This is a genomic window from Thauera sp. DNT-1 (genome assembly GCF_055393985.1).
In genome coordinates this window covers 1,808,631-1,829,144 of the sequence record NZ_AP043752.1, presented here as the reverse complement: position 1 = coordinate 1,829,144, position 20,514 = coordinate 1,808,631, and the positions used below count along the sequence as shown (strand labels likewise).

At 67.3% G+C, this 20,514-nt stretch carries 18 protein-coding genes and 4 tRNA genes; 18 read left to right on the top strand and 4 right to left on the bottom strand.

Features of this window, described 5'->3' with window-relative positions:
• Positions 1–9: 9 nt before the first annotated feature.
• The 5 genes from ACZ5PP_RS08480 (at position 10) to ACZ5PP_RS08460 (ending at position 5,912) form a co-directional block, all read left to right on the top strand.
• Positions 10–1,086, top strand: coding sequence for a branched-chain amino acid ABC transporter permease (locus tag ACZ5PP_RS08480; protein WP_004298380.1), 1,077 nt, complete (start codon positions 10–12; stop codon positions 1,084–1,086).
• A 51-nt stretch (positions 1,087–1,137) separates the two neighbouring features.
• A complete protein-coding gene (locus ACZ5PP_RS08475; protein WP_043743868.1) occupies positions 1,138–2,469 on the top strand; it encodes an ABC transporter substrate-binding protein in 1,332 nt (443 codons plus the stop codon).
• A gap of 65 nt (positions 2,470–2,534) precedes the next feature.
• Entirely contained in the window at positions 2,535–3,350 is an 816-nt protein-coding gene (locus ACZ5PP_RS08470) for an ABC transporter ATP-binding protein (RefSeq protein ID WP_004298382.1), read from the top strand.
• A 53-nt stretch (positions 3,351–3,403) separates the two neighbouring features.
• Entirely contained in the window at positions 3,404–4,639 is a 1,236-nt protein-coding gene (locus ACZ5PP_RS08465; RefSeq protein WP_464826952.1) for a phenylacetate--CoA ligase family protein, read from the top strand.
• A gap of 82 nt (positions 4,640–4,721) precedes the next feature.
• Positions 4,722–5,912 carry a CaiB/BaiF CoA transferase family protein gene (locus tag ACZ5PP_RS08460; protein WP_012585922.1) on the top strand — a complete coding sequence of 397 codons (1,191 nt, stop codon included), beginning with the start codon at positions 4,722–4,724 and terminating at the stop codon, positions 5,910–5,912.
• A gap of 15 nt (positions 5,913–5,927) precedes the next feature.
• Here the strand turns inward: ACZ5PP_RS08460 and ACZ5PP_RS08455 are convergent, their stop codons facing one another.
• Complete coding sequence (locus ACZ5PP_RS08455; RefSeq protein ID WP_012585921.1) at positions 5,928–6,359, bottom strand: PhaM family polyhydroxyalkanoate granule multifunctional regulatory protein; 432 nt, start codon at positions 6,357–6,359, stop codon at positions 5,928–5,930.
• Between the two features lie 40 nt (positions 6,360–6,399).
• The gene (locus ACZ5PP_RS08450; protein ID WP_012585920.1) at positions 6,400–8,301 is read right to left on the bottom strand and encodes a hybrid sensor histidine kinase/response regulator; all 1,902 of its coding nucleotides are present in this window, start codon (positions 8,299–8,301) and stop codon (positions 6,400–6,402) included.
• Between the two features lie 259 nt (positions 8,302–8,560).
• On the opposite strand from ACZ5PP_RS08450, the gene ACZ5PP_RS08445 reads away from it, so the two are divergent.
• Entirely contained in the window at positions 8,561–9,187 is a 627-nt protein-coding gene (locus ACZ5PP_RS08445) for a response regulator transcription factor (protein ID WP_004298392.1), read from the top strand.
• A 27-nt stretch (positions 9,188–9,214) separates the two neighbouring features.
• Here ACZ5PP_RS08445 and ACZ5PP_RS08440 read toward each other — a convergent pair whose 3' ends face one another.
• Both ACZ5PP_RS08440 and ACZ5PP_RS08435 read right to left on the bottom strand, forming a co-directional pair.
• A complete protein-coding gene (locus ACZ5PP_RS08440) occupies positions 9,215–9,922 on the bottom strand; it encodes a P-loop NTPase family protein (protein WP_004298394.1) in 708 nt (235 codons plus the stop codon).
• A gap of 123 nt (positions 9,923–10,045) precedes the next feature.
• Positions 10,046–10,801 (bottom strand): class I SAM-dependent methyltransferase, encoded by a 756-nt coding sequence (locus ACZ5PP_RS08435; protein ID WP_004298396.1) that lies wholly within the window; start codon positions 10,799–10,801, stop codon positions 10,046–10,048.
• A gap of 214 nt (positions 10,802–11,015) precedes the next feature.
• Here ACZ5PP_RS08435 and ACZ5PP_RS08430 point away from each other — a divergent pair.
• The 12 genes from ACZ5PP_RS08430 (at position 11,016) to rpoB (ending at position 20,492) form a co-directional block, all read left to right on the top strand.
• Positions 11,016–11,100 (top strand) — tRNA-Tyr (locus ACZ5PP_RS08430).
• A gap of 113 nt (positions 11,101–11,213) precedes the next feature.
• Positions 11,214–11,287: transfer RNA gene (locus tag ACZ5PP_RS08425), tRNA-Gly, on the top strand.
• 30 nt (positions 11,288–11,317) lie between these two features.
• Positions 11,318–11,392 (top strand) — tRNA-Thr (locus ACZ5PP_RS08420).
• A gap of 84 nt (positions 11,393–11,476) precedes the next feature.
• Positions 11,477–12,667, top strand: coding sequence for an elongation factor Tu (gene tuf, locus ACZ5PP_RS08415; RefSeq protein ID WP_004298398.1), 1,191 nt, complete (start codon positions 11,477–11,479; stop codon positions 12,665–12,667).
• 59 nt (positions 12,668–12,726) lie between these two features.
• Positions 12,727–12,802, top strand: a tRNA-Trp gene (locus tag ACZ5PP_RS08410).
• A 24-nt stretch (positions 12,803–12,826) separates the two neighbouring features.
• A complete protein-coding gene (secE, locus tag ACZ5PP_RS08405) occupies positions 12,827–13,174 on the top strand; it encodes a preprotein translocase subunit SecE (RefSeq protein WP_004298399.1) in 348 nt (115 codons plus the stop codon).
• Between the two features lies 1 nt (position 13,175).
• Entirely contained in the window at positions 13,176–13,709 is a 534-nt protein-coding gene (gene nusG / locus ACZ5PP_RS08400; protein ID WP_004298401.1) for a transcription termination/antitermination protein NusG, read from the top strand.
• 117 nt (positions 13,710–13,826) lie between these two features.
• The gene (gene rplK / locus ACZ5PP_RS08395; protein WP_004298403.1) at positions 13,827–14,258 is read left to right on the top strand and encodes a 50S ribosomal protein L11; all 432 of its coding nucleotides are present in this window, start codon (positions 13,827–13,829) and stop codon (positions 14,256–14,258) included.
• A 2-nt stretch (positions 14,259–14,260) separates the two neighbouring features.
• Positions 14,261–14,959, top strand: coding sequence for a 50S ribosomal protein L1 (gene rplA, locus ACZ5PP_RS08390; protein ID WP_004298405.1), 699 nt, complete (start codon positions 14,261–14,263; stop codon positions 14,957–14,959).
• A 253-nt stretch (positions 14,960–15,212) separates the two neighbouring features.
• Positions 15,213–15,716, top strand: a complete 504-nt coding sequence (gene rplJ, locus ACZ5PP_RS08385; RefSeq protein ID WP_004298407.1) for a 50S ribosomal protein L10 — start codon at positions 15,213–15,215, stop codon at positions 15,714–15,716.
• 57 nt (positions 15,717–15,773) lie between these two features.
• Positions 15,774–16,148, top strand: coding sequence for a 50S ribosomal protein L7/L12 (gene rplL / locus ACZ5PP_RS08380; RefSeq protein WP_004298409.1), 375 nt, complete (start codon positions 15,774–15,776; stop codon positions 16,146–16,148).
• Positions 16,149–16,358: 210 nt separating this feature from the next.
• Complete coding sequence (gene rpoB, locus ACZ5PP_RS08375) at positions 16,359–20,492, top strand: DNA-directed RNA polymerase subunit beta (protein ID WP_004298411.1); 4,134 nt, start codon at positions 16,359–16,361, stop codon at positions 20,490–20,492.
• Positions 20,493–20,514 lie beyond the last annotated feature (22 nt).

Sequence of the window (20,514 nt, the reverse complement as noted above, 5' to 3'; positions counted from 1 at the left end):
GACAACACAGTGTTCTATCGCGAAAACGGCCAGTTCAAGACGAGCTACGCGGCCGACCAACAGATCTTCACCATCGCCCAGGACAAGTGGTTCGTCTGGGGGCTGATCGCCTTTGCCGCACTCGCCGTGCCGATGCTGGCCGACGAGTACATGTTCCGCGCCATCCTGATCCCCTTTCTGGTGCTGTCGCTCGCCGCGCTCGGGGTCAATCTGCTGGTGGGCTATTGTGGCCAGATCACCCTGGGGGCGGGGGCCTTCATGGCGATCGGGGCATATGCGGCGTACAACTTCATGGTGCGCATCGACGGCATGCCGCTGGTGCTGGCGATGCTGCTGGGCGGCGTGTCGGCTGCAGCCTTCGGCATCCTGTTCGGAATTCCCAGCCTGCGCGTGCGCGGCCTCTACCTCGCGGTGGCGACGCTGGCGGCGCAGTTTCTGTGCGACTGGGCCTTCCTGCGCATCGGCTGGTTCACCAACCATTCGTCGTCCGGCTCGGTGTCGGTCGCCAAGCTGGAGATGCTGGGCTGGGTGATCGACTCGCCGACCGAGAAGTATCTGTTCTGCCTCGCCTTCGTGATCGCGTTCGCGTTCATCGCCAAGAACCTCACCCGCGCCGCGATCGGCCGCCAGTGGATGGCGATCCGCGACATGGACGTGGCGGCCGAGGTGATCGGCATCCGCCCGATGTTCGCCAAGCTGTCGGCGTTCGCGGTGAGCTCCTTCTTCGTCGGCGTGGCCGGCGCGCTGTGGGGCTTCGTGCACCTGGGGTCGTGGGAGCCGGCGGCGTTCTCGGTCGATCGCTCCTTCCAGCTGCTGTTCATGGTGATCATCGGCGGCATGGGCTCGATCATGGGCAGCTTCTTCGGCGCCGCCTTCATCGTGATCCTGCCCATCTTCCTCAACCAGTTCCTGCCCCTGCTCGGAAGCCTGGTCGGTGTCACCGTGTCGACCGCCGGCATCTCGCATGCCGAACTCATCATCTTCGGTTCGCTGATCATCTTCTTCCTGATCGTCGAGCCGCATGGCCTCGCCCGACTGTGGTCGATCGCGAAGCAGAAGCTGCGCCTGTGGCCGTTCCCGCACTGATGCAGCGCCATTTCCCGCAGTGCCCAAGAAGCCTATAAAAGGAGGAGACTCATGAAATTCCGCAACCTGGCCCTCGCGGCCGCCATCGCCTCGGTGGGCCTGTCGTCCGCCGTGTTCTCCACCGCCGCGCAAGCTCAGGCGCAGGATCAGTTCTTCCCGGTGCTGGTGTATCGGACCGGCGCCTATGCCGCCAACGGCAACCCATGGGCGAACGGCTATGTCGATTACCTCAAGCTGATCAATGCCCAGGGCGGCATCAACGGCGTCAAGCTGACCTACGAGGAGTGCGAGTTCGGCTACGCCACCGACCGCGGGGTGGAGTGCTACGAGCGCTTGAAGGGCAAGAACGCCACCCTGTTCCAGAGCCTGTCGACCGGCGTGACCTTTGCGCTCACCGACAAGGCCACCGTGGACAAGATCCCGCTGATCACCGCCGGCTACGGCCGCAGCGAGTCGCAGGACGGCTCGGTGTTCACCTGGAACTTCCCGCTGCTGGGCTCGTACTGGGTGGGCGCCGACGTCGCGATCCAGCATATCGGCAAGCAGGAGGGCGGGCTGGACAAGCTCAAGGGCAAGAAGATCGCGCTGGTCTATCACGACAGCCCCTTCGGCAAGGAGCCGATCCCGCTGCTGCAGGAGCGCGCGAAGATGCATGGCTTCGAGCTGCAGCTGCTGCCGGTAGCCCACCCCGGCGTGGAGCAGAAGGCGACCTGGCTGCAGATCCGCCGCGATCGTCCCGACCATGTGCTGCTGTGGGGCTGGGGCGTGATGAACTCGACCGCGATCAAGGAGGCCCAGGCCACGGGCTACCCGCGCGAGAAGATGCTCGGCATCTGGTGGGCGGGCGCCGAGCCGGACGTCAAGGACGTCGGCGCGGGTGCCAAGGGCTACAGCGCCCTGACGCTTCAGCACGGCGCGGAGCCCAACAGCAAGGTCGTCAAGGACATGCTGGCGATGGTGCATGACAAGGGCCAGGGCACCGGCCCGAAGGAGGAGGTGGGCTCGGTGCTCTACATGCGCGGCCTGATCTCGGCGATGCTGGGTGTCGAAGGGGTGCGGCAGGCGCAGGAGCGCTACGGCAAGGGCAAGGTCATGACCGGCGAGCAGGTGCGCTGGGGCCTGGAGAACCTCAACCTCGACCAGGGCAAGCTCGATGCGATGGGTTTTGCCGGCGTGATGCGCCCGGTGCAGACGTCGTGCACCGACCACATGGGCTCGTCGTGGGTGCGCGTGCATACGTGGGATGGCAGCAAGTGGGCGTTCAGCTCCGACTGGTATCAGGCCGACGACAAGGTGCTGCGGCCGATGGTGCTCGAGGCGGCCTCGAAGTATGCCGCCGAGAAGAATCTGCAGCGCCGTACCGCGGAGCAGTGCGCGCAGTAAATTGAAACTGAGTTGAAACGTGCCTCCGCGCCGCGCGGTGCGGAGGCCTTTTCCTGGAATCGAACATGAACGCTCCCAATCCGGCCTTCCTCAGCGTCAACAACATCGAGGTCATCTACAACCACGTCATCCTGGTGCTGAAGGGTGTGTCGCTGTCGGTGCAGGAGGGCAGCATCGTCGCCTTGCTCGGTGGCAACGGCGCCGGCAAGACCACCACGCTGCGCGCGGTGAGCAGCCTGCTCAAGGGCGAGCGTGGCGAGGTGACCAAGGGCTCGGTGGATTACAACGGCGAACGCGTGGACGCGCTGACGCCGGCGGACCTCGTCAAGCGCGGTGTCGTCCAGGTCATGGAGGGGCGGCATTGCTTCGGCCACCTCACCATCGAAGAAAACCTGCGCACCGGCGCCTACACCCGCAGCGACGGCAAGGCCGCGGTCGAAGAGACGCTGGAGAAGGTCTACAACTATTTCCCGCGCCTGAAGACGCGACGGAACAGCCAGGCCGCCTACACCTCGGGTGGCGAACAGCAGATGTGCGCGATCGGTCGTGCGCTGATGGCCAAGCCCAAGCTGGTGCTGCTCGACGAGCCCTCGATGGGCCTTGCACCGCTGATCGTGGAAGAGGTGTTCGAGATCGTCAAGGATCTCAACACCAAGGAAAGGGTGAGCTTCCTGCTCGCCGAACAGAACACCATGGTCGCGCTGCGCTATGCCGACTTCGGCTACATCATGGAAAACGGCCGCATCGTGATGGAAGGTGCCGCCAAGGATCTGGCCAGCAACGAGGACGTCAAGGAGTTCTACCTCGGTCTGGCGGGCGAGGGCCGCAAGAGCTTCCGCGACATCAAGCACTATCGCCGCCGCAAGCGCTGGCTGAGCTGAGCGCCACCGCCGCCGCGACATCACCCGACAATGCATCGAGCAGGGGAGCCGAGATGAACTTCCACGACACGCGCGAGACCCGCGATCCCGAGGCGCGCGAGCGCGAGCTGCTGAGCCGCCTGCCGGCGCAGATCGCCCATGCGCGCGCCGCCGCGCCCGCCTTCGGCCGCCTGCTGGCCGACGTCGACCCGGATTCGGTCACCAGTCGCGAGGCGCTCGCCACGCTGCCGGTCACACGCAAGTCGGAACTGCTCGAGCTGCAGAAGGCGGCGCGCCCCTTCGGCGGCTTTTCGGCGGTGGGCTGGGGTGCGGCGTGCAGGCGGGTGTTCGCCTCGCCCGGCCCGCTCTACGAACCCGAAGGCGCACGGCCCGACTACTACCGCCTGGCGCGCGCGCTGTTCGCCGCGGGCTTCCGTGCCGGCGACCTGGTGCACAACACCTTCTCGTACCACTTCACGCCCGCCGGCTCGATGATGGAGACGGCCGCGCACGCGCTCGGCTGCACCGTCTTTCCCGCCGGCGTCGGCCAGACCGAGCAGCAGCTCGCGGCGATCGCCGACCTGCAGCCCAACGCCTACGTGGGCACGCCGTCCTTCCTGCGCATCCTGCTCGACAAGGCGGACGAGCTCGGCGTGCGGGTGTCGTTCACCAAGGCCTTCGTCTCCGGCGAGGCCTTTCCGCCCAGCATGCGCGACGCCCTTGCCGCGCGCGGCATCATGGCCTTCCAGGCGTATGCCACTGCAGACATCGGCCTGATCGCCTATGAGACGCCGGCGCGCGAGGGCATGGTGGTGGACGAGGATGTGCTGCTCGAGATCGTCCGCCCCGGCACCGGGGACCCGGTAGCGCCGGGCGAGGTGGGCGAGGTGGTGGTGACCACCCTCAACCCCGATTACCCGCTGATCCGCTTCGGCACCGGCGACCTCTCCGCGGTGCTGCCCGGGGACTCGCCCTGCGGGCGCACCAACGTGCGCATCAAGGGCTGGATGGGGCGCGCCGACCAGACCACCAAGGTCAAGGGCATGTTCGTGCATCCGGGGCAGATCGCGCAGGTTGTGCGCCGCCACCCCGAGATCACGCGCGCGCGCCTGGTGGTGGACAACCCCGAGCTCAACGATCGCATGACGCTGATGTGCGAGGCGGCCGGTGGCGGCAGCGAGGCCCTCGCCGCTGCCGTTGCCGCCAGCATCCGCGAGCTGACCAAGCTGCGCGGCGAGGTCGCCTTCCTGCCCGCGGGCGCGCTCGCCAACGACGGCAAGGTCATCGACGACGTGCGCACCTACGAATAGCCCCGAGGAGGCCCTGTCCCTGCGTGTCCCGGTGCCTCCCGCTGGCATACTGCCGTCTTCCCGCAAAACGATGGACGCGCACATGAACCCCGCATCGAACGCTCCCGCACGCGCGCCGCTCGCCGGCGTGCGCATCCTCGACCTCACCCGGCTGCTGCCCGGGCCGCTCGCCACCCAGCACCTGGCCGACTACGGCGCCGAGGTGATCAAGGTGGAAGACACCGGTGCCGGCGACTACGCGCGCACGATGGGCGCGATGGGGGGCGACACCAGCTGGTTCTACCAACTGGTGAACCGCAACAAGCGCAGCCTGCGGCTCGACCTCAAGCAGGAGGCGGGGCGTGCGCTGTTCCTGCGTCTGGTGGAAAGCGCCGATGTGGTGGTCGAGGGCTTCCGCCCGGGGGTGATGGAGCGCCTCGGCCTCGGCTACGCCGTGCTCGCCGAGCGCAATCCGCGCGTAGTGCTGTGCAGCATCAGCGGCTACGGACAGACCGGGCCGTACGCACTGCGTGCCGGTCACGACATCAACTATCTCGGCTACGCCGGCGTGCTCGACCAGATCGGCTGCGCCGGCGGCGCGCCGGCGCTGTCGAACCTGCAGATCGGCGACCTGCTCGGCGGCACCATGGGCGCGGTGATGGGCATCTTGGTGGCGCTGTTCGACGCGCGCCGCAGCGGCCGCGGCCGCGAGGTCGACGTGTCGATGACCGACGCCGCGTTCGCGCACATGATCTTCCCGCTCGCCGAGGTGCTTGCCCACGGTGGCGTGCGGCCGCGCGGCGAGGACCTGCTCACCGGCGGGGTGCCCTGCTACGGCGTGTATGAGACCGCGGACGGCCGCTACATGGCGGTGGGTGCGCTGGAGGAGAAGTTCTGGGGGCTGCTGTGCACTACGCTCGGGCGTGCGGACCTGATCCCGGGGCATCTCGCCACCGGGGCGGACGGAGCACGCGTGCGGGGCGAGCTTGCGACGATCTTCCGCGGACGCAGCCAGCGCGAGTGGGTGGAGGTGTTCGACCCGGTCGATTGCTGCGTGACGCCCGTGTTGCGCCTGGAGGAGAGCCTGCGCGACCCGCAGCTGCGCGCACGCGGCATGGTGGTGGAGACGAACGGCCTGTGCCACGCCGGCGCGGCGGTGCGTCTGGGCGGGATGCCGCCGATACCCGACGCGCCGGCACCGGCGTGTGCGGGGGCGGATACGGATGCGATCCTGGAGGCGCTCGGCGTGGATGCCGAGGAGCTTGCCCGGCTGCGGGGCGCGGGCGTGGTGTAGCCCGCGGCGGGTCGATTACTTGTCGGTGGCCGGCTTGCGGCGGGTGCCACGCGCGCCTTCCTTCGCTTCGGCCGGGGTCGCGGGAGCGGGCGTGGCGGCCGCCTGCGCGCCCATCAGGTTCCACGGCCACATCGCCGCCGCGGCGGCGAAGGGATTGGCTCCAGGCTCGGTCGCGCCGCCGCCTTCGCCTGCCTGCTGGGCCTGTTGGCTCATCGCCTTGACCGCGGCGAGCGCGGCGCGCTGCATCTCGAGTCCCTGGATGCTCATCTGCAGCATGTTCAGGTTCATCTTGAGCCAGCCCTCGACCGCGCGCATGTCGGTGATGCGCTTGTCCAGCTCATCGACATCGAGCGTGGGCGTGACCATGCCGGGCAGGGAGAAACCCATCTGGTTCCACATGCCGCGCACGAACTCGAGCGGATCCTGGGCGTTCTGGTCATTGGACATCGGGCTGCTCCGTTCGGGGGGTTGAGGTGACGGAACAATATTACCCGATGCCGCTGCCCTGCGCTCCATCGCCGTCGCGCGCGCCGAGCAGGCGGTTCATGAGGGCGCGCAGGCGCGAGGGGCGCAGCGGACGGGCGAGCAGATGGGCATTCAGGGCGCGGGCGCGATCGCGCTGCTCGTCGGTGCTGTCGACGACGAGCAGGATCGCGGGCACGTCGGCCAGGTCGGGGCGCATGCGCAGGGCTGCGAGCAGGACAAGGCCGTCGGCCGTGCCGGCGGGCACCGGCGCGAGGATCAGCAGCTCGGTGCCGTGGGGGCGGTCGTCCGCCGGCGCCGTGCGGGTGCCGTCGTCCACCGTGCAGCCCCAGTCGGCGAGCAGCTCGGCGGTCGCCTCGAGGGCGGCGGGATCCGCGCCGGCAAGCTGTACCCGGACCCCTTCGAAGCTGCCCGGCGTATGCGCCCGGGAGGCGCCTTCCGGCTGTGCGGCGGGGACCTCCACCGCGAACACCGTCCCGTGGCCGGGCCGCGAGCGCAGGTCGAGCGGCAGCCGGAGCAGGGTGCTGAGGCGGCGCACGATCGCCAGCCCGAGCCCGAGGCCCTTGTCCTGGCCGCGCTCCGGATTGTCGAGCTGGACGAACTCGTGAAAGATCAGTTCCTGCGATTCCGGCGCGATGCCGGGGCCGTTGTCGCGTACCTCCACGCGCAGCCGGTCGCCGCGACGCCGGCAGGCGACCAGCACGCGGCCGTGCGGGGTGTGGCGGATGGCATTCGACAACAGATTGGCGAGGATGCGGTCGAGGAGCAGCGGATCGGTGTGGGCGCGACAGGGCGCACAGCGCAGGTGCAGGTCGAGCCCGCGCTCGGCGGCGACGGCCGACTGACCGGCGACCAGACGCTCGAGGCGCGCCTGCAGGTCGAAGGATTGCGGCACCGGGGTGAGCGCACCCGAATCGAGTCGCGAGATGTCCAGCAGGCTGCCGAGCAGGCCGTCCATGGTCTCGGCCGCGGCCGTGATGCGCTCGAGGATCTGCCGGCTGCCCGCGTCGAGCTCGTGCTGGGAGAGCTCGGACACGAACAGCCCGAGCGCATGCAGCGGCTGGCGCAGGTCGTGGCTGGCGGCGGCGAGGAAGCGCGACTTGGCGATGCTGGCGCGTTCGGCCTCGTCGCGACGTGCGCGCAGCTCGGCGGTCGCCTCTTCGATCTGGCGCGACATCGATGCGTGCGCGGTGCTCAGGCGCCCGGCCATCTCGTTCACGCCCTCGGCCAGGATGCGCAGCGTGCCACCGCCGACCACCGGGACACGGCGGTCGAGTTCGCCGCGGCCGATGCGGAGCACGGTGTCCGCGATGTTGCGGATCGGGCCGCTGACGCTGTAGCTCATCCCCCTTGCGAGCGCGAGACTGCCGACGGCGACCATCAGCATCCAGCCGGCGGCGATCCACAACAGCTCGGCGCGGCGCTGGTCGAGGCGTTCCAGGGACATCTCGATGATGAGGGTGGCGAGGAGTTCGTCCGCCGGCACGGGATCGGACACGGCGTCGATCGGCAGCGGGCGCGGGCGGATCGGCTCGACGATGCGCAGGCGACCTGCGCTCCGCGTCGTGCCCGCGACGGCCGCCTGTGGCGGCGTGGTGTGCTCGAAACTGCCCGCCCGGGCGATCAGGCTGCGGTCCGGTGCGATGAGCGCGAGTGCCGCCATGTCCTCCTCGAGCAGCAGGCTGTCGAGCAGCTGCTGCAGGGCGATGTGGTCGCCGATGAACAGCGGGTACTCGCTCGCCACCGCGGTCTGGCGGACGTAGGCCTGAGCGCGTGCGCGCAAGGCGTTGTCGAGTTCGCCCAGGCGCAGCGTGGTGTGGGTCGCCGTCATCAGGCCGGCCAGGACCAGCATCGGGATGAAGGCGACCAGCGTGACGCGGGCGCGGATGCCCCAACGGTGGATCAAGGCCGCCTCCTCGGCACGGCATTGCGGGGTTCGGCAGGGCAGGAAGGGGCGGGCATGGCGAGGGCCTCCGGTGGGGCGGGGCGAGCCGTGGACGGCAAGACCGTTCTGCGAGGCTTGCCGACGGTGGGACTCCGCCCGGGGAGTCGATTCTCCTGCGTTTATCGGCGCCGGCGTAGCGCTTGCGCTCGCATGGAGCGTGAAGCCCGGCGGCCGCCTCATGCTATGTTCGGTGCGGAAAGAGGCACGCGGAGGGGAGGGTATGACGAAGATCCTGATCGTGGAAGATCATGCGCTGGTGCGCGAGGCGATGGCGCAGCGCATCGGGCGCCTGGAGCCCGACCTGGTGTGTCTCGAGTCGGCGCGCGCGGACGAGGCGCTGGCCTTGCTCGAGGCGCATGACGACGTCGATCTGGCGATCGTCGACCTGATGCTGCCGGGGGCGAGCGGGTTCTCGCTGCTCGGCGTGCTGGCGAAGCGCTACCCCGACCTGCCGGCGATCGTGGTGTCGGCGATGGACGACGACGCCGCGGTGCGCCGCGCCCTCGCGGCCGGCGCCTCTGGCTTCGTCTCCAAGGCGAGTTCCGGCGAGGTGCTGGCCCAGGCCGTGCGCGAAGTCCTGGAGGGCGGCATGCCGACGCCGCGTGCCAGCCCGTCCGCGACGAGCGCCCGCACGCGTCGCTCCGCCGAGCGCTACGGGGTGACCCTCGCCCAGGCCAGGGTGATGGAACTCCTCGCCACCGGGGGCAGCAATCGCGAGATTGCCAGTCGGCTGGGCCTCACCGAGGGGACGGTGAAGGTGCACATGACGGCGATCTACCGCGCGCTGGGGGTGAGCAGCCGCAGCCAGGCGCTGGTGCTGCTCTCGCGCAGGAACGAGGAGTCCTGAGAGAATCGTCGTGCCGCGATTCGCGGCTCAGTGCGATCGTCGAGCGCCGCCGACCAGGCGCATCGGCATCTCGGCGGGCGACAGGCGCTCATCCTGCTCTTCGCCGGAGGTGTCCTCGTTGTGGTCGATGAAGTCGATCTCCAGCACTTCCAGCAGTTGGCGCGCGACCGCGCGGCAGGCGTTGGCGAGCGGGGTCGGCAGCTGCTCGGGCAGTTGCTTCTGCAGCAGCAGCTTGGTGGAGGAGAGCGCGTTGACCGGGCGCAGGATGCGATCGCGGTGCGCGCCGAGCAGGCGCGCCACGCTGCGGTCGGCGGCCTCGCGCTGCCAGGGGTTGGTGGGCCACTGCGTGGGGATCGCGTAGGCGCGCGGGAACATCTCGAGGTCGCGCAGCACGGTGCGGATGTCTTCGTGCGACTCGCGGAACGGCAGCAGCACGAGGTCGGAGAGCGCGTAGAGCTTGCGGTCCATCTCGGTGCGGTTGCCGCCGCCGTCGATGACCCCGATCCAGTTCTCCAGCGTGCGCAGCTTGTCGACCACCTTGGTCAGCGAGTCGCGTGTGCGCGCGTCGGCCAGCACGTAGCGCCGTCCGGCGGGTACCAGCGGCTCGCGCGACGTGTCGGTGAGCACGCAGGCAGCACGCTGGCCAAGCAGGCCGAGGCCCTGGCACAGCATGTGCGAGAGGGTGGTCTTGCCGGTACCGCCCTTGTTGCCGATCACGCAGATGATCTCAGCCATGACGCTTCAGTCCTTTGCATGCAGTCCTTGCATGACGGGGATTATCGACGCCGCACGCAAGCGGGCGAGCGCGGAAAAGCGCCGCTTCGCGGGGCCAATTCAGCCGCTTCGGCGCTCTCCGCGTCAGCCGCTTCGGCGCTCTCCGCGTGCGCCCATGCGATAGAGGAAGAGGCGCGTGCCACGGCGGTCGCCGACGTCGATCACCGCGTCCGGCTCGTGGCCGGGCACCTCGAAGCTGTTGCTGACCAGGGTGCTGTCCGGGGGCATCTCGGCGGACGCCTTGGCCCAGACCGCCGCCATCGGCACCGGCGAGAGGAAGGCGTACACCAGATCGTAGCCGCTCCAGTCGGCGGAGAAGAGGTCGCCGCGCAGCCACTCGATGTTGGCGTGACGGCGCAGCAGCAGGCGTCCGATCGCCCACGTCGCCGGCGCCAGCTCGATGCCGGTGAAGCGGCAGTCGGGACGCGCCTGCGCGAGCGGGCGCAGCAGCGCACCGGTGCCGGCGCCGATGTCGAGCATCCGCGCCGGATGGGCCGGCAGCAGCTTCCCTACCGCCGCTGCGGTGGCCGGGTTGCTGAGGTAGAGCGGGACCTGGGTGCGGAAGCTCGTCCAATACACCAGTACGAGGATGACGAAGGCGGCGAGATACCACCCGGGATGGATGCCCGCGCCGTGCGCGACCACCGCCAGCGGCAAGAAGCCGAGATGGATCGGCAGCCACCAGCGCGCGCTGCGCAAGCCGGCCGCGACCGTCGCCGCGATGAGCGCCTGCACGCTCACCAGCGGCCACAGTCCGACGAGCGCGCCGGTGCGCGCGAGCGCGACCGCGGCGGCCAGACCGGCGAGCTGGGCGAGGAGGGCCTTCAGGGCGGGGGGCATGGCGTGTCTGCCGAAAGGATCCGAACCGGGGGATCATACCGCCCCAGTTCGATGATCCGCCGCCGAGCCGCGTGGGTTGTCGACGCCGGATTCGCGCCAGCCGCGCCTCCGGCGAAGCGCAGGCGGCGCAGCTCGCACATCGAGGCTCGAAAGTTTTTTTCAAAAGGCTTTGACTTCTCCGGGGAAGGCCTCTATAGTGCGGGGCTTCCCGGACGGAGGGATACCCAAGCGGTCAACGGGATCAGACTGTAAATCTGACGGCTCAGCCTTCGAAGGTTCGAATCCTTCTCCCTCCACCAAGTTTCAGTCGTGCCGTGCTCGTCACGGTCGGCGTGGCAAATGCAGTGTATGGCTGCGAGTTGTGATAGGCGCGGAGTTGCGCGCAGGCAAGAGAACACAGTTGCAGGCGTGTGCGGGTGTAGCTCAATGGTAGAGCAGAAGCCTTCCAAGCTTATGACGAGGGTTCGATTCCCTTCACCCGCTCCAGGTTCGCTGCGGTTTGCCCGAGGTTTCGGGGCCCATGTAGCTCAGTGGTAGAGCACTCCCTTGGTAAGGGAGAGGCCACGTGTTCAATCCACGTCATGGGCACCATCCATTTTCTGCCTGGCCTGGGCGGCGGCCAACGAGTGTGGTCGCCGCGCCGGTTTTTATGGTTCTGATTTTAAGGATAGCGATATGGCTAAGGGTAAGTTCGAGCGCACCAAGCCTCACGTCAACGTCGGCACCATCGGCCACGTCGACCATGGCAAGACCACGCTGACCGCTGCGATCACCACCATCCTGTCGAAGAAGTTCGGCGGCGAGGCGAAGGCCTACGACCAGATCGACGCGGCGCCCGAAGAGAAGGCGCGCGGCATCACCATCAACACCGCGCACGTCGAGTACGAGACCGCGAGCCGTCACTACGCGCACGTCGATTGCCCGGGCCACGCCGACTACGTCAAGAACATGATCACCGGTGCCGCGCAGATGGACGGCGCGATCCTGGTGTGCTCGGCCGCCGACGGCCCGATGCCGCAGACGCGCGAGCACATCCTGCTGGCCCGTCAGGTCGGCGTGCCGTACATCATCGTCTTCCTGAACAAGTGCGACATGGTCGACGACGAAGAGCTGCTGGAGCTCGTCGAGATGGAAGTGCGCGAGCTGCTGTCGAAGTACGACTTCCCCGGCGACGACATCCCCATCGTCAAGGGTTCGGCGCTGAAGGCGCTCGAGGGCGACCAGTCGGACATCGGCGAACCGGCGATCTTCCGCCTGGCTGACGCGCTGGATAGCTACATCCCGACGCCCGAGCGTGCGATCGACAAGCCTTTCCTGCTGCCGATCGAAGACGTGTTCTCGATTTCGGGTCGCGGCACCGTGGTGACCGGTCGTGTCGAGCGCGGCATCGTGAAGGTCGGCGAGGAAATCGAGATCGTCGGCATCAAGCCGACGGTCAAGACCACCTGCACCGGCGTGGAGATGTTCCGCAAGCTGCTCGACCAGGGCCAGGCCGGCGACAACGTCGGCGTGCTGCTGCGCGGCACCAAGCGTGAAGACGTCGAGCGCGGTCAGGTGCTGTGCAAGCCGGGTTCGATCACCCCGCACACCCACTTCACCGGCGAGATCTACGTGCTGTCGAAGGAAGAGGGTGGTCGTCACACCCCGTTCTTCAACAACTACCGTCCGCAGTTCTACTTCCGCACCACCGACGTGACCGGTTCGATCTCGCTGCCCGAAGGCACCGAGATGGTCATGCCGGGCGACAACGTGTCGATCACCGTCAAGCTGATCGCCCCGATCGCCATGGAAGAAGGCCTGCGCTTCGCGATCCGCGAAGGTGGCCGTACCGTCGGCGCCGGCGTCGTCGCCAAGATCATCGAGTAATTGCTCGATTATTGCCAGACAGGCGCACCCGCTCGGGTGCGCCTTGCAGTGTCCGCTGCAGGGGTATAGCTCAACTGGCAGAGCGTCGGTCTCCAAAACCGAAGGTTGGGGGTTCGATTCCCTCTGCCCCTGCCAACATTTTCCGGGTGTTCATCCGCAATGGCCGATAAGTTGAAATTTGCGCTGGCGCTGGCACTGTTGGCAGCCGGCGTAGTCGGCTTCTACGTGCTGTCCGAGCAGCCTCTCGTGCTGCGCGTGCTTTCCGTGCTTGCGGGCCTGGGTGCCGGCATCGCCGTTGCCGCCCTCTCCGAGCCGGGTCGCCGCTTCATCGGTTTCGCCCGCGAATCGATCACCGAAACGAAGAAGGTCGTCTGGCCGAGCCGCAAGGAAACCACGCAGACCACCGGTCTGGTGTTCGCGTTCGCGGTGGTGATGGCGCTCTTCCTGTGGCTGACGGACAAGAGCCTGGAGTGGGTCCTGTACGATCTGGTCCTGGGTTGGAAGTGATATGAGCAAGCGTTGGTATGTGGTTCACGCCTATTCGGGCTTCGAGAAGTCCGTTCAGCGCGCGCTGATCGACCGCGTCAATCGGTCGGGCATGCAGGATAGTTTCGGTCAGATCCTGGTGCCCGTCGAAGAGGTCATCGAGATGCGCGGCGGCCAGAAGACCGTCACCGAGCGCAAGTTCTTCCCCGGCTATGTTCTCGTCGAAATGGAAATGAACGACGAGTCCTGGCACTTGGTGAAGTCGACGCCCAAGGTCACCGGCTTCGTCGGCGGTACGGCGAACAAGCCCGCCCCGATCTCCGAAAAGGAGGTCGAGAAGATCATGCAGCAGATGCAGGAAGGCGTCGACAAGCCGCGTCCCAAGGTGCTGTTCGAGATCGGCGAGGTGGTTCGCGTCAAGGAAGGGCCGTTCACCGACTTCCATGGCAGCGTCGAGGATGCAAACTACGAAAAGAACAAGCTGCGCGTGTCGGTGACCATCTTCGGTCGCGCCACGCCGGTGGAACTCGATTTCGCCCAGGTCGAGAAGACCTGAGCAAGACGGCAGGCCGCGAGGCCTGCCGAAGCCCGTGCACTCGGCCGACGAGCGCGGGCACTGCGAGGAGCGCCGGGTTCTCCGGTGCGCTAGCACTCATCACAGGAGCAAGCCTAGATGGCAAAGAAAATCACTGGCTACATCAAGCTGCAGGTTCCGGCCGGCAAGGCCAACCCCAGCCCCCCGATCGGTCCGGCGCTCGGTCAGCGCGGCCTGAACATCATGGAATTCTGCAAGGCGTTCAACGCCAAGACCCAGGGCATGGAGCCCGGTCTGCCGATTCCGGTGGTGATCACCGCCTTCGCCGACAAGTCCTTCACGTTCATCATGAAGACTCCGCCGGCCACGATCCTGATCAAGAAGGCCGCCGGGATCCAGAAGGGTTCGGCCAAGCCGCACACCGACAAGGTCGGGAAGATCACTCGTGCCCAGGTCGAGGACATCGCCAAGGCCAAGCAGCCTGACCTCACCGCTGCCGACCTCGAAGCCGCCGTGCGCACCATCGCCGGTTCCGCCCGCAGCATGGGCATCACCGTGGAGGGCCTGTAATCATGGCGAAGCTGTCCAAGCGAGTTCAGGCGCTGCGCGCCAAGGTCGACCGTAACCAGGCCTACCCGGTTGCCGACGCCCTGCGTCTGGTCAAGGAGTGCGCCACTGCCAAGTTCGACGAGTCGATCGACATCGCGGTCAACCTTGGTGTCGATGCGCGCAAGTCCGACCAGGTCGTACGCGGTTCGGTCGTGCTGCCCGCGGGTACCGGCAAGTCGGTTCGCGTCGCCGTGTTCGCCCAGGGCGACAAGGCCGAGGCCGCCCGCGCCGCCGGTGCCGAGGTTGTCGGCTTCGACGATCTCGCCGAGCAGGTCAAGGCCGGCAATCTCGATTTCGACGTCTGCATCGCGACCCCTGACGCCATGCGCGTGGTCGGCCAGCTCGGCCAGATTCTCGGTCCGCGCGGCCTCATGCCGAACCCCAAGGTCGGCACCGTGACCATGGACGTCGCCACCGCGGTGAAGAACGCCAAGGCCGGCCAGGTGCAGTACCGCACCGACAAGGCGGGCCTGGTGCACGCCACCATCGGCCGCGCCTCGTTCGAGGTCGATGCGCTGCAGCAGAACTTGACCGCCTTCGTCGATGCCCTCGTCAAGGCCAAGCCGGCCGCGGCGAAGGGGATCTACCTGCGCCGCATCGCCGTCTCCAGCACCATGGGTGCCGGCGTGCGCGTGGAGCCGGGCAGCCTCAACCCTGCCTGATTGCCAGGACGTCCGCCCAGAGGGCGGACGCTCCGCCGAACTTTGAGCCGTAGCCGCCAGTCCGGGGCTGCGGATCGTCAAAGACCGCAGGTGTGGCCCCGGCAAGGTGCCGCTTAAGCATGTGAATGGCCTGCGTAGACGGTGTGCTCAGAACAGGATTTGGCCGGTTCGCCGGCCGCGCTCCTGATCCAGGTCGCCGTAGGTGCGAGCCGCGCGAGCGGTTCGCGTGTTGACTTGAAAGGAGGAAAGACCTGTGGGTCTCAATCTCGATGACAAGAAAGCCGTAGTGGCTGAGGTGTCGGCACAAGTGGCCAATGCCCAGACGATCGCGGTGGCCGAGTATCGCGGCATTGCGGTGGGCGACCTCACCGCGCTGCGTGCCAAGGCCCGCGAGTCTGGCGTGTACCTGCGCGTGCTGAAGAACACCCTGGTCCGTCGTGCGATCGCCGGCACCCCGTTCGAGGGGCTGGCGGGCGATCTGACCGGTCCGCTGATCTATGGCATTTCGGCCGATCCGGTCGCTGCAGCCAAGGTGCTGAACGACTTCGCCAAGGGCAATGACAAGATCGTGCTGCGCGCCGGTTCCTACGCGGGCAAGACGCTCGACAAGGCCGCCGTGCAGGCGCTCGCTTCGATCCCGAGCCGCGAAGAGCTGCTCGCCAAGCTGCTGGGCGTCATGCAGGCGCCGGTGTCCGGTTTTGCCGGTGCGCTCGCCGCCCTCGCCAAGAAGCGCGAGGAAGAAGGCGCTGCCGCCTGACCGCAGCCTTCCGCTACGAAAATTTTCGCAAGATTATCGATTCTGGAGTGATTTGAAATGGCAATCAGCAAAGAAGACATCCTGGAAGCCGTCGCCGGCATGACCGTGATGGAACTGAACGACCTGGTCAAGGCGTTCGAAGAGAAGTTCGGCGTGTCCGCGGCCTCGCTGGCCGTGGCCGCTCCGGGCGCCGGTGCCGCCGCCGCCCCGGTGGAAGAGAAGACCGAATTCGACGTCGTGCTGCTCGAAGCCGGCGCCAAGAAGGTCGAGGTCATCAAGGTCGTCCGTGCCGCCACCGGCCTGGGCCTGAAGGAAGCCAAGGACGTGGTCGACGGCGCGCCGAAGACCGTCAAGGAAGGCGCTCCGAAGGCCGACGCCGAGGCGCTCAAGAAGCAGCTGGAAGAAGCTGGCGCGAAGGTCGAAATCAAGTAATATTCGGCTTCCCAGCGGGGCTGGCACTCTTCGGAGTGCCGGCCCTTTCGTGCTTTGTAATCGAGATTGCGGGTCGAGCCGCACTTCTCGATGGCAGGCCAGAGCGTTTGCCGATCGTCCGGCCGGGCTTGCAGTCAGGCTGCAGGCTGCCGGAGCCGCCCGAACGTTGTGTCCTGTCTTTCCGATGTTAGCCCTCTAGCCGGAGCATCCATGGCGTATTCCTACACCGAAAAGAAACGTATCCGCAAGAGCTTCGCCAAGCGCGCGGCCGTGCTCGATGCGCCTTTCCTGCTCGCCACCCAGATCGAGTCCTTCGCCGAATTCCTGCAGGCCGACACCCCGCCGGACGTCCGGCGCAACCAGGGGCTGCAGGCCGCGTTCACCTCGATCTTCCCGATCTCGAGCCACAGCGGCAACGCGCGGCTCGAGTACGTCCAGTACATGCTGGGCGAGCCCGCCTTCGACGTGAAGGAATGCCAGCAACGCGGCCTGACCTTCGCCTCGCCGCTGCGCGCGCGCGTGCGTCTGGTCATCATGGATCGCGAGGCGCCGAAGGAGACCATCAAGGAGGTCAAGGAGCAGGAGGTCTACATGGGCGAGATCCCGCTCATGACCACCACCGGCTCCTTCGTGATCAACGGCACCGAGCGCGTCATCGTTTCGCAGCTGCACCGTTCGCCGGGCGTGTTCTTCGAGCACGACCGCGGCAAGACCCACTCCTCGGGCAAGCTGCTGTTCTCGGCGCGCATCATTCCCTACCGCGGCTCCTGGCTGGACTTCGAGTTCGATCCCAAGGACTACCTGTATTTCCGCGTCGACCGTCGGCGCAAGATGCCGGTCACCATCCTGCTGCGCGCGATCGGGATGACGCCGGAGGAGATCCTCGCGACCTTCCACGACACCGACACCTTCCACCTGCAGGGCGAGGGTGCGCAGTTCGAGCTCGTTCCCGAGCGCCTGCGCGGCGAAGTCGCGCGCTTCGACATCACCACGCCCGACGGCAAGATCATCGTCGCGCGCGAGAAGCGCATCACCTCCAAGCACATCCGCGAGATCGACCAGGCCGGCGTGAAGACCATGGCGGTGCCGGACGACTTCCTGCTCGGCCGGGTGATCGCGACCAACGTCGTCGATCCGGCCACCGGCGAGCTGCTGGCGCGCGCCAACGATGAGATCACCGAGGACCTGCTCGACAAGCTGCGCCTGGCCGGCGTCACCGGCCTGAGCACGCTGTACATCAACGACCTCGATCGCGGTGGCTACATCTCGCAGACGCTGCGCATCGACGAGACCGCCGACCAGTGGGCGGCCAAGGTTGCGATCTACCGCATGATGCGTCCGGGCGAGCCGCCCACCGAGGATGCCGTAGAGGGGCTTTTCCAGGGGCTGTTCTACGCCGAGGAGCGCTACGACCTGTCCTCGGTCGGCCGCATGAAGTTCAATCGCCGCGCCTACCCCGAGAAGATCGACGACAAGGCGCCGGGCTGGCTCAAGCGCTTCTACCAGCGCGTCGGCGCGCAGGGCGAGGACGGCCCGGGCGTGCTGGTCAATGACGACATCCTCGCGGTGGTGGGCGTGCTGGTCGAGCTGCGCAATGGCCGCGGCGAGATCGACGACATCGACCACCTCGGCAACCGCCGCGTGCGTTCGGTGGGCGAGCTCGCCGAGAACCAGTTCCGTGCGGGCCTGGTGCGCGTCGAGCGCGCGGTCAAGGAGCGCCTGTCGCAGGCCGAGTCCGACAACCTGATGCCGCACGACCTGATCAACGCCAAGCCGATCTCGGCGGCGATCAAGGAGTTCTTCGGCTCCAGCCAGCTCTCGCAGTTCATGGATCAGACCAACCCGCTGTCCGAGATCACGCACAAGCGTCGGGTCTCGGCACTGGGCCCGGGCGGCCTGACGCGTGAGCGCGCCGGCTTCGAGGTGCGCGACGTGCACCCGACGCACTACGGCCGCGTGTGCCCGATCGAGACCCCGGAAGGTCCGAACATCGGCCTGATCAACTCGCTCGCGGTGTATGCGCGCACCAACCGCCACGGCTTCCTCGAGACGCCGTACCGCAAGGTCAATGACGGCAAGGTCACCGACCAGATCGACTTCCTGTCGGCGATCGAGGAGGGGCAGTATGTGATCGCGCAGGCGAACGCCGAGATCGACGAGGCGGGCATGCTCGCCGGCGACCTGGTGTCGTGCCGCCACAAGGGCGAGTTCCTGCTCGCCACCTCGGACATGGTGCAGTACATGGACGTGGCCCCGGGCCAGATCGTGTCGGTCGCGGCTTCGCTGATTCCCTTCCTGGAGCACGACGACGCCAACCGCGCGCTGATGGGCGCCAACATGCAGCGCCAGGCGGTGCCCTGCCTGCGCCCGGAAAAGCCCCTGGTCGGCACCGGCATCGAGCGCCGCGTGGCGGTCGACTCGGGCACTGCGGTGCAGGCCACCCGTGGCGGCATCGTGGACTACGTGGATGCGAACCGGGTGGTGATCCGGGTGAACGACGACGAGACCCTGCCGGGTGAAGTCGGCGTCGACATCTACAACATGATCAAGTACACCCGTTCCAACCAGAACACCAACATCAACCAGCGCCCGGTGGTGAAGGTGGGCGACCTGATCGCCCGCGGTGACGTGGTGGCCGACGGCGCTTCCACCGACCTCGGCGAGCTCGCGCTCGGCCAGAACATGCTGGTCGGCTTCATGCCCTGGAACGGCTACAACTTCGAGGACTCGATCCTCATCTCCGAGCGCGTGGTCGCCGACGACCGCTTCACCTCGATCCACATCGAGGAACTCACCGTCGTCGCCCGCGACACCAAGCTCGGACCCGAGGAGATCACCCGCGACATCGCCTCGCTCGGCGAGGCGCAGCTGTCGCGCCTGGACGAGTCGGGCATCGTGTATATCGGTGCCGAGGTCGAGGCCGGCGACGTGCTGGTCGGCAAGGTCACGCCCAAGGGCGAGACCCAGCTCACCCCCGAGGAAAAGCTGCTGCGCGCGATCTTCGGCGAGAAGGCCTCCGACGTGAAGGACACCTCGCTGCGCGTGCCCTCGGGCATGGTCGGCACCGTCATCGACGTGCAGGTGTTCACCCGGGAGGGCATCGAGCGCGACAAGCGCGCGCAGTCGATCATCGACGAGCAGCTGCGCAGCTTCAAGACCGACCTCGCCGACCAGATGCGCATCGTCGAGCGCGACGCCTTCGCGCGTATCCGCCGCATGATCGTGGGCCAGCTTGCCAACGGTGGTCCGAAGAAGCTCGCCAAGGGTGCGGCGCTCACCGATCCCTACCTCGACAGCCTGGAGCACTACCACTGGTTCGACATCCGCCTCGCCGACGAGACCCTCGCGGTGCAGCTCGAGGCCGTGCGTGAAGGTCTGGAGAACACCCGCAAGGACTTCGAGCAGGCCTTCGAGATCAAGAAGAAGAAGCTCACCCAGGGCGACGAGCTCCCCCCGGGCGTGCAGAAGATGGTCAAGGTGTATCTGGCGGTGAAGCGCCGCCTGCAGCCGGGCGACAAGATGGCCGGCCGTCACGGCAACAAGGGCGTGGTTTCCAAGATCGTCCCGGTCGAGGACATGCCGTACATGGAAGACGGCACCCCGCTCGACATCGTGCTCAACCCGCTTGGCGTGCCGTCGCGGATGAACATCGGCCAGATCCTCGAGACCCACCTCGGCTGGGCAGCGAAGGGACTCGGTCAGAAGATCGACAAGATGCTGCAGGCGCAGGCCTCGGCGCTGGAGCTGCGCGGCTTCCTCGAGCAGATCTACAACGGCAGCGGCCACCCCGAGGACATCGCCAACCTCGGCGACTCGGACGTTCGCGAGCTCGCGGGCAACCTCAAGAAGGGCGTGCCCTTCGCGACCCCGGTGTTCGACGGTGCCAAGGAAGAGGAAATCCAGCAGATGCTCGAGCTGGCCGGCCTGCCCACCGGCGGCCAGGTCACCCTCTACGACGGCCGCACCGGCGAGGCCTTCGAGCGCAAGGTCACCGTGGGCTACAAGCATGTGCTGAAGCTGCACCACCTGGTCGACGACAAGATGCACGCGCGTTCGACCGGCCCGTACTCGCTCGTCACACAGCAACCGCTGGGCGGCAAGGCGCAGTTCGGCGGCCAGCGCTTCGGCGAGATGGAAGTGTGGGCGCTGGAAGCCTACGGCGCCGCCTACACGCTGCAGGAGATGCTGACGGTCAAGTCCGACGACGTGACCGGCCGGACCAAGGTGTACGAAAACATCGTCAAGGGCGAGCACAAGATCGATTCCGGCATGCCGGAATCCTTCAACGTGCTGGTGAAGGAAATCCGTTCGCTGGCGATCGACATCGACCTCGACCGCGAGTGAGCGTCGCGATTTCCTTCCCGTC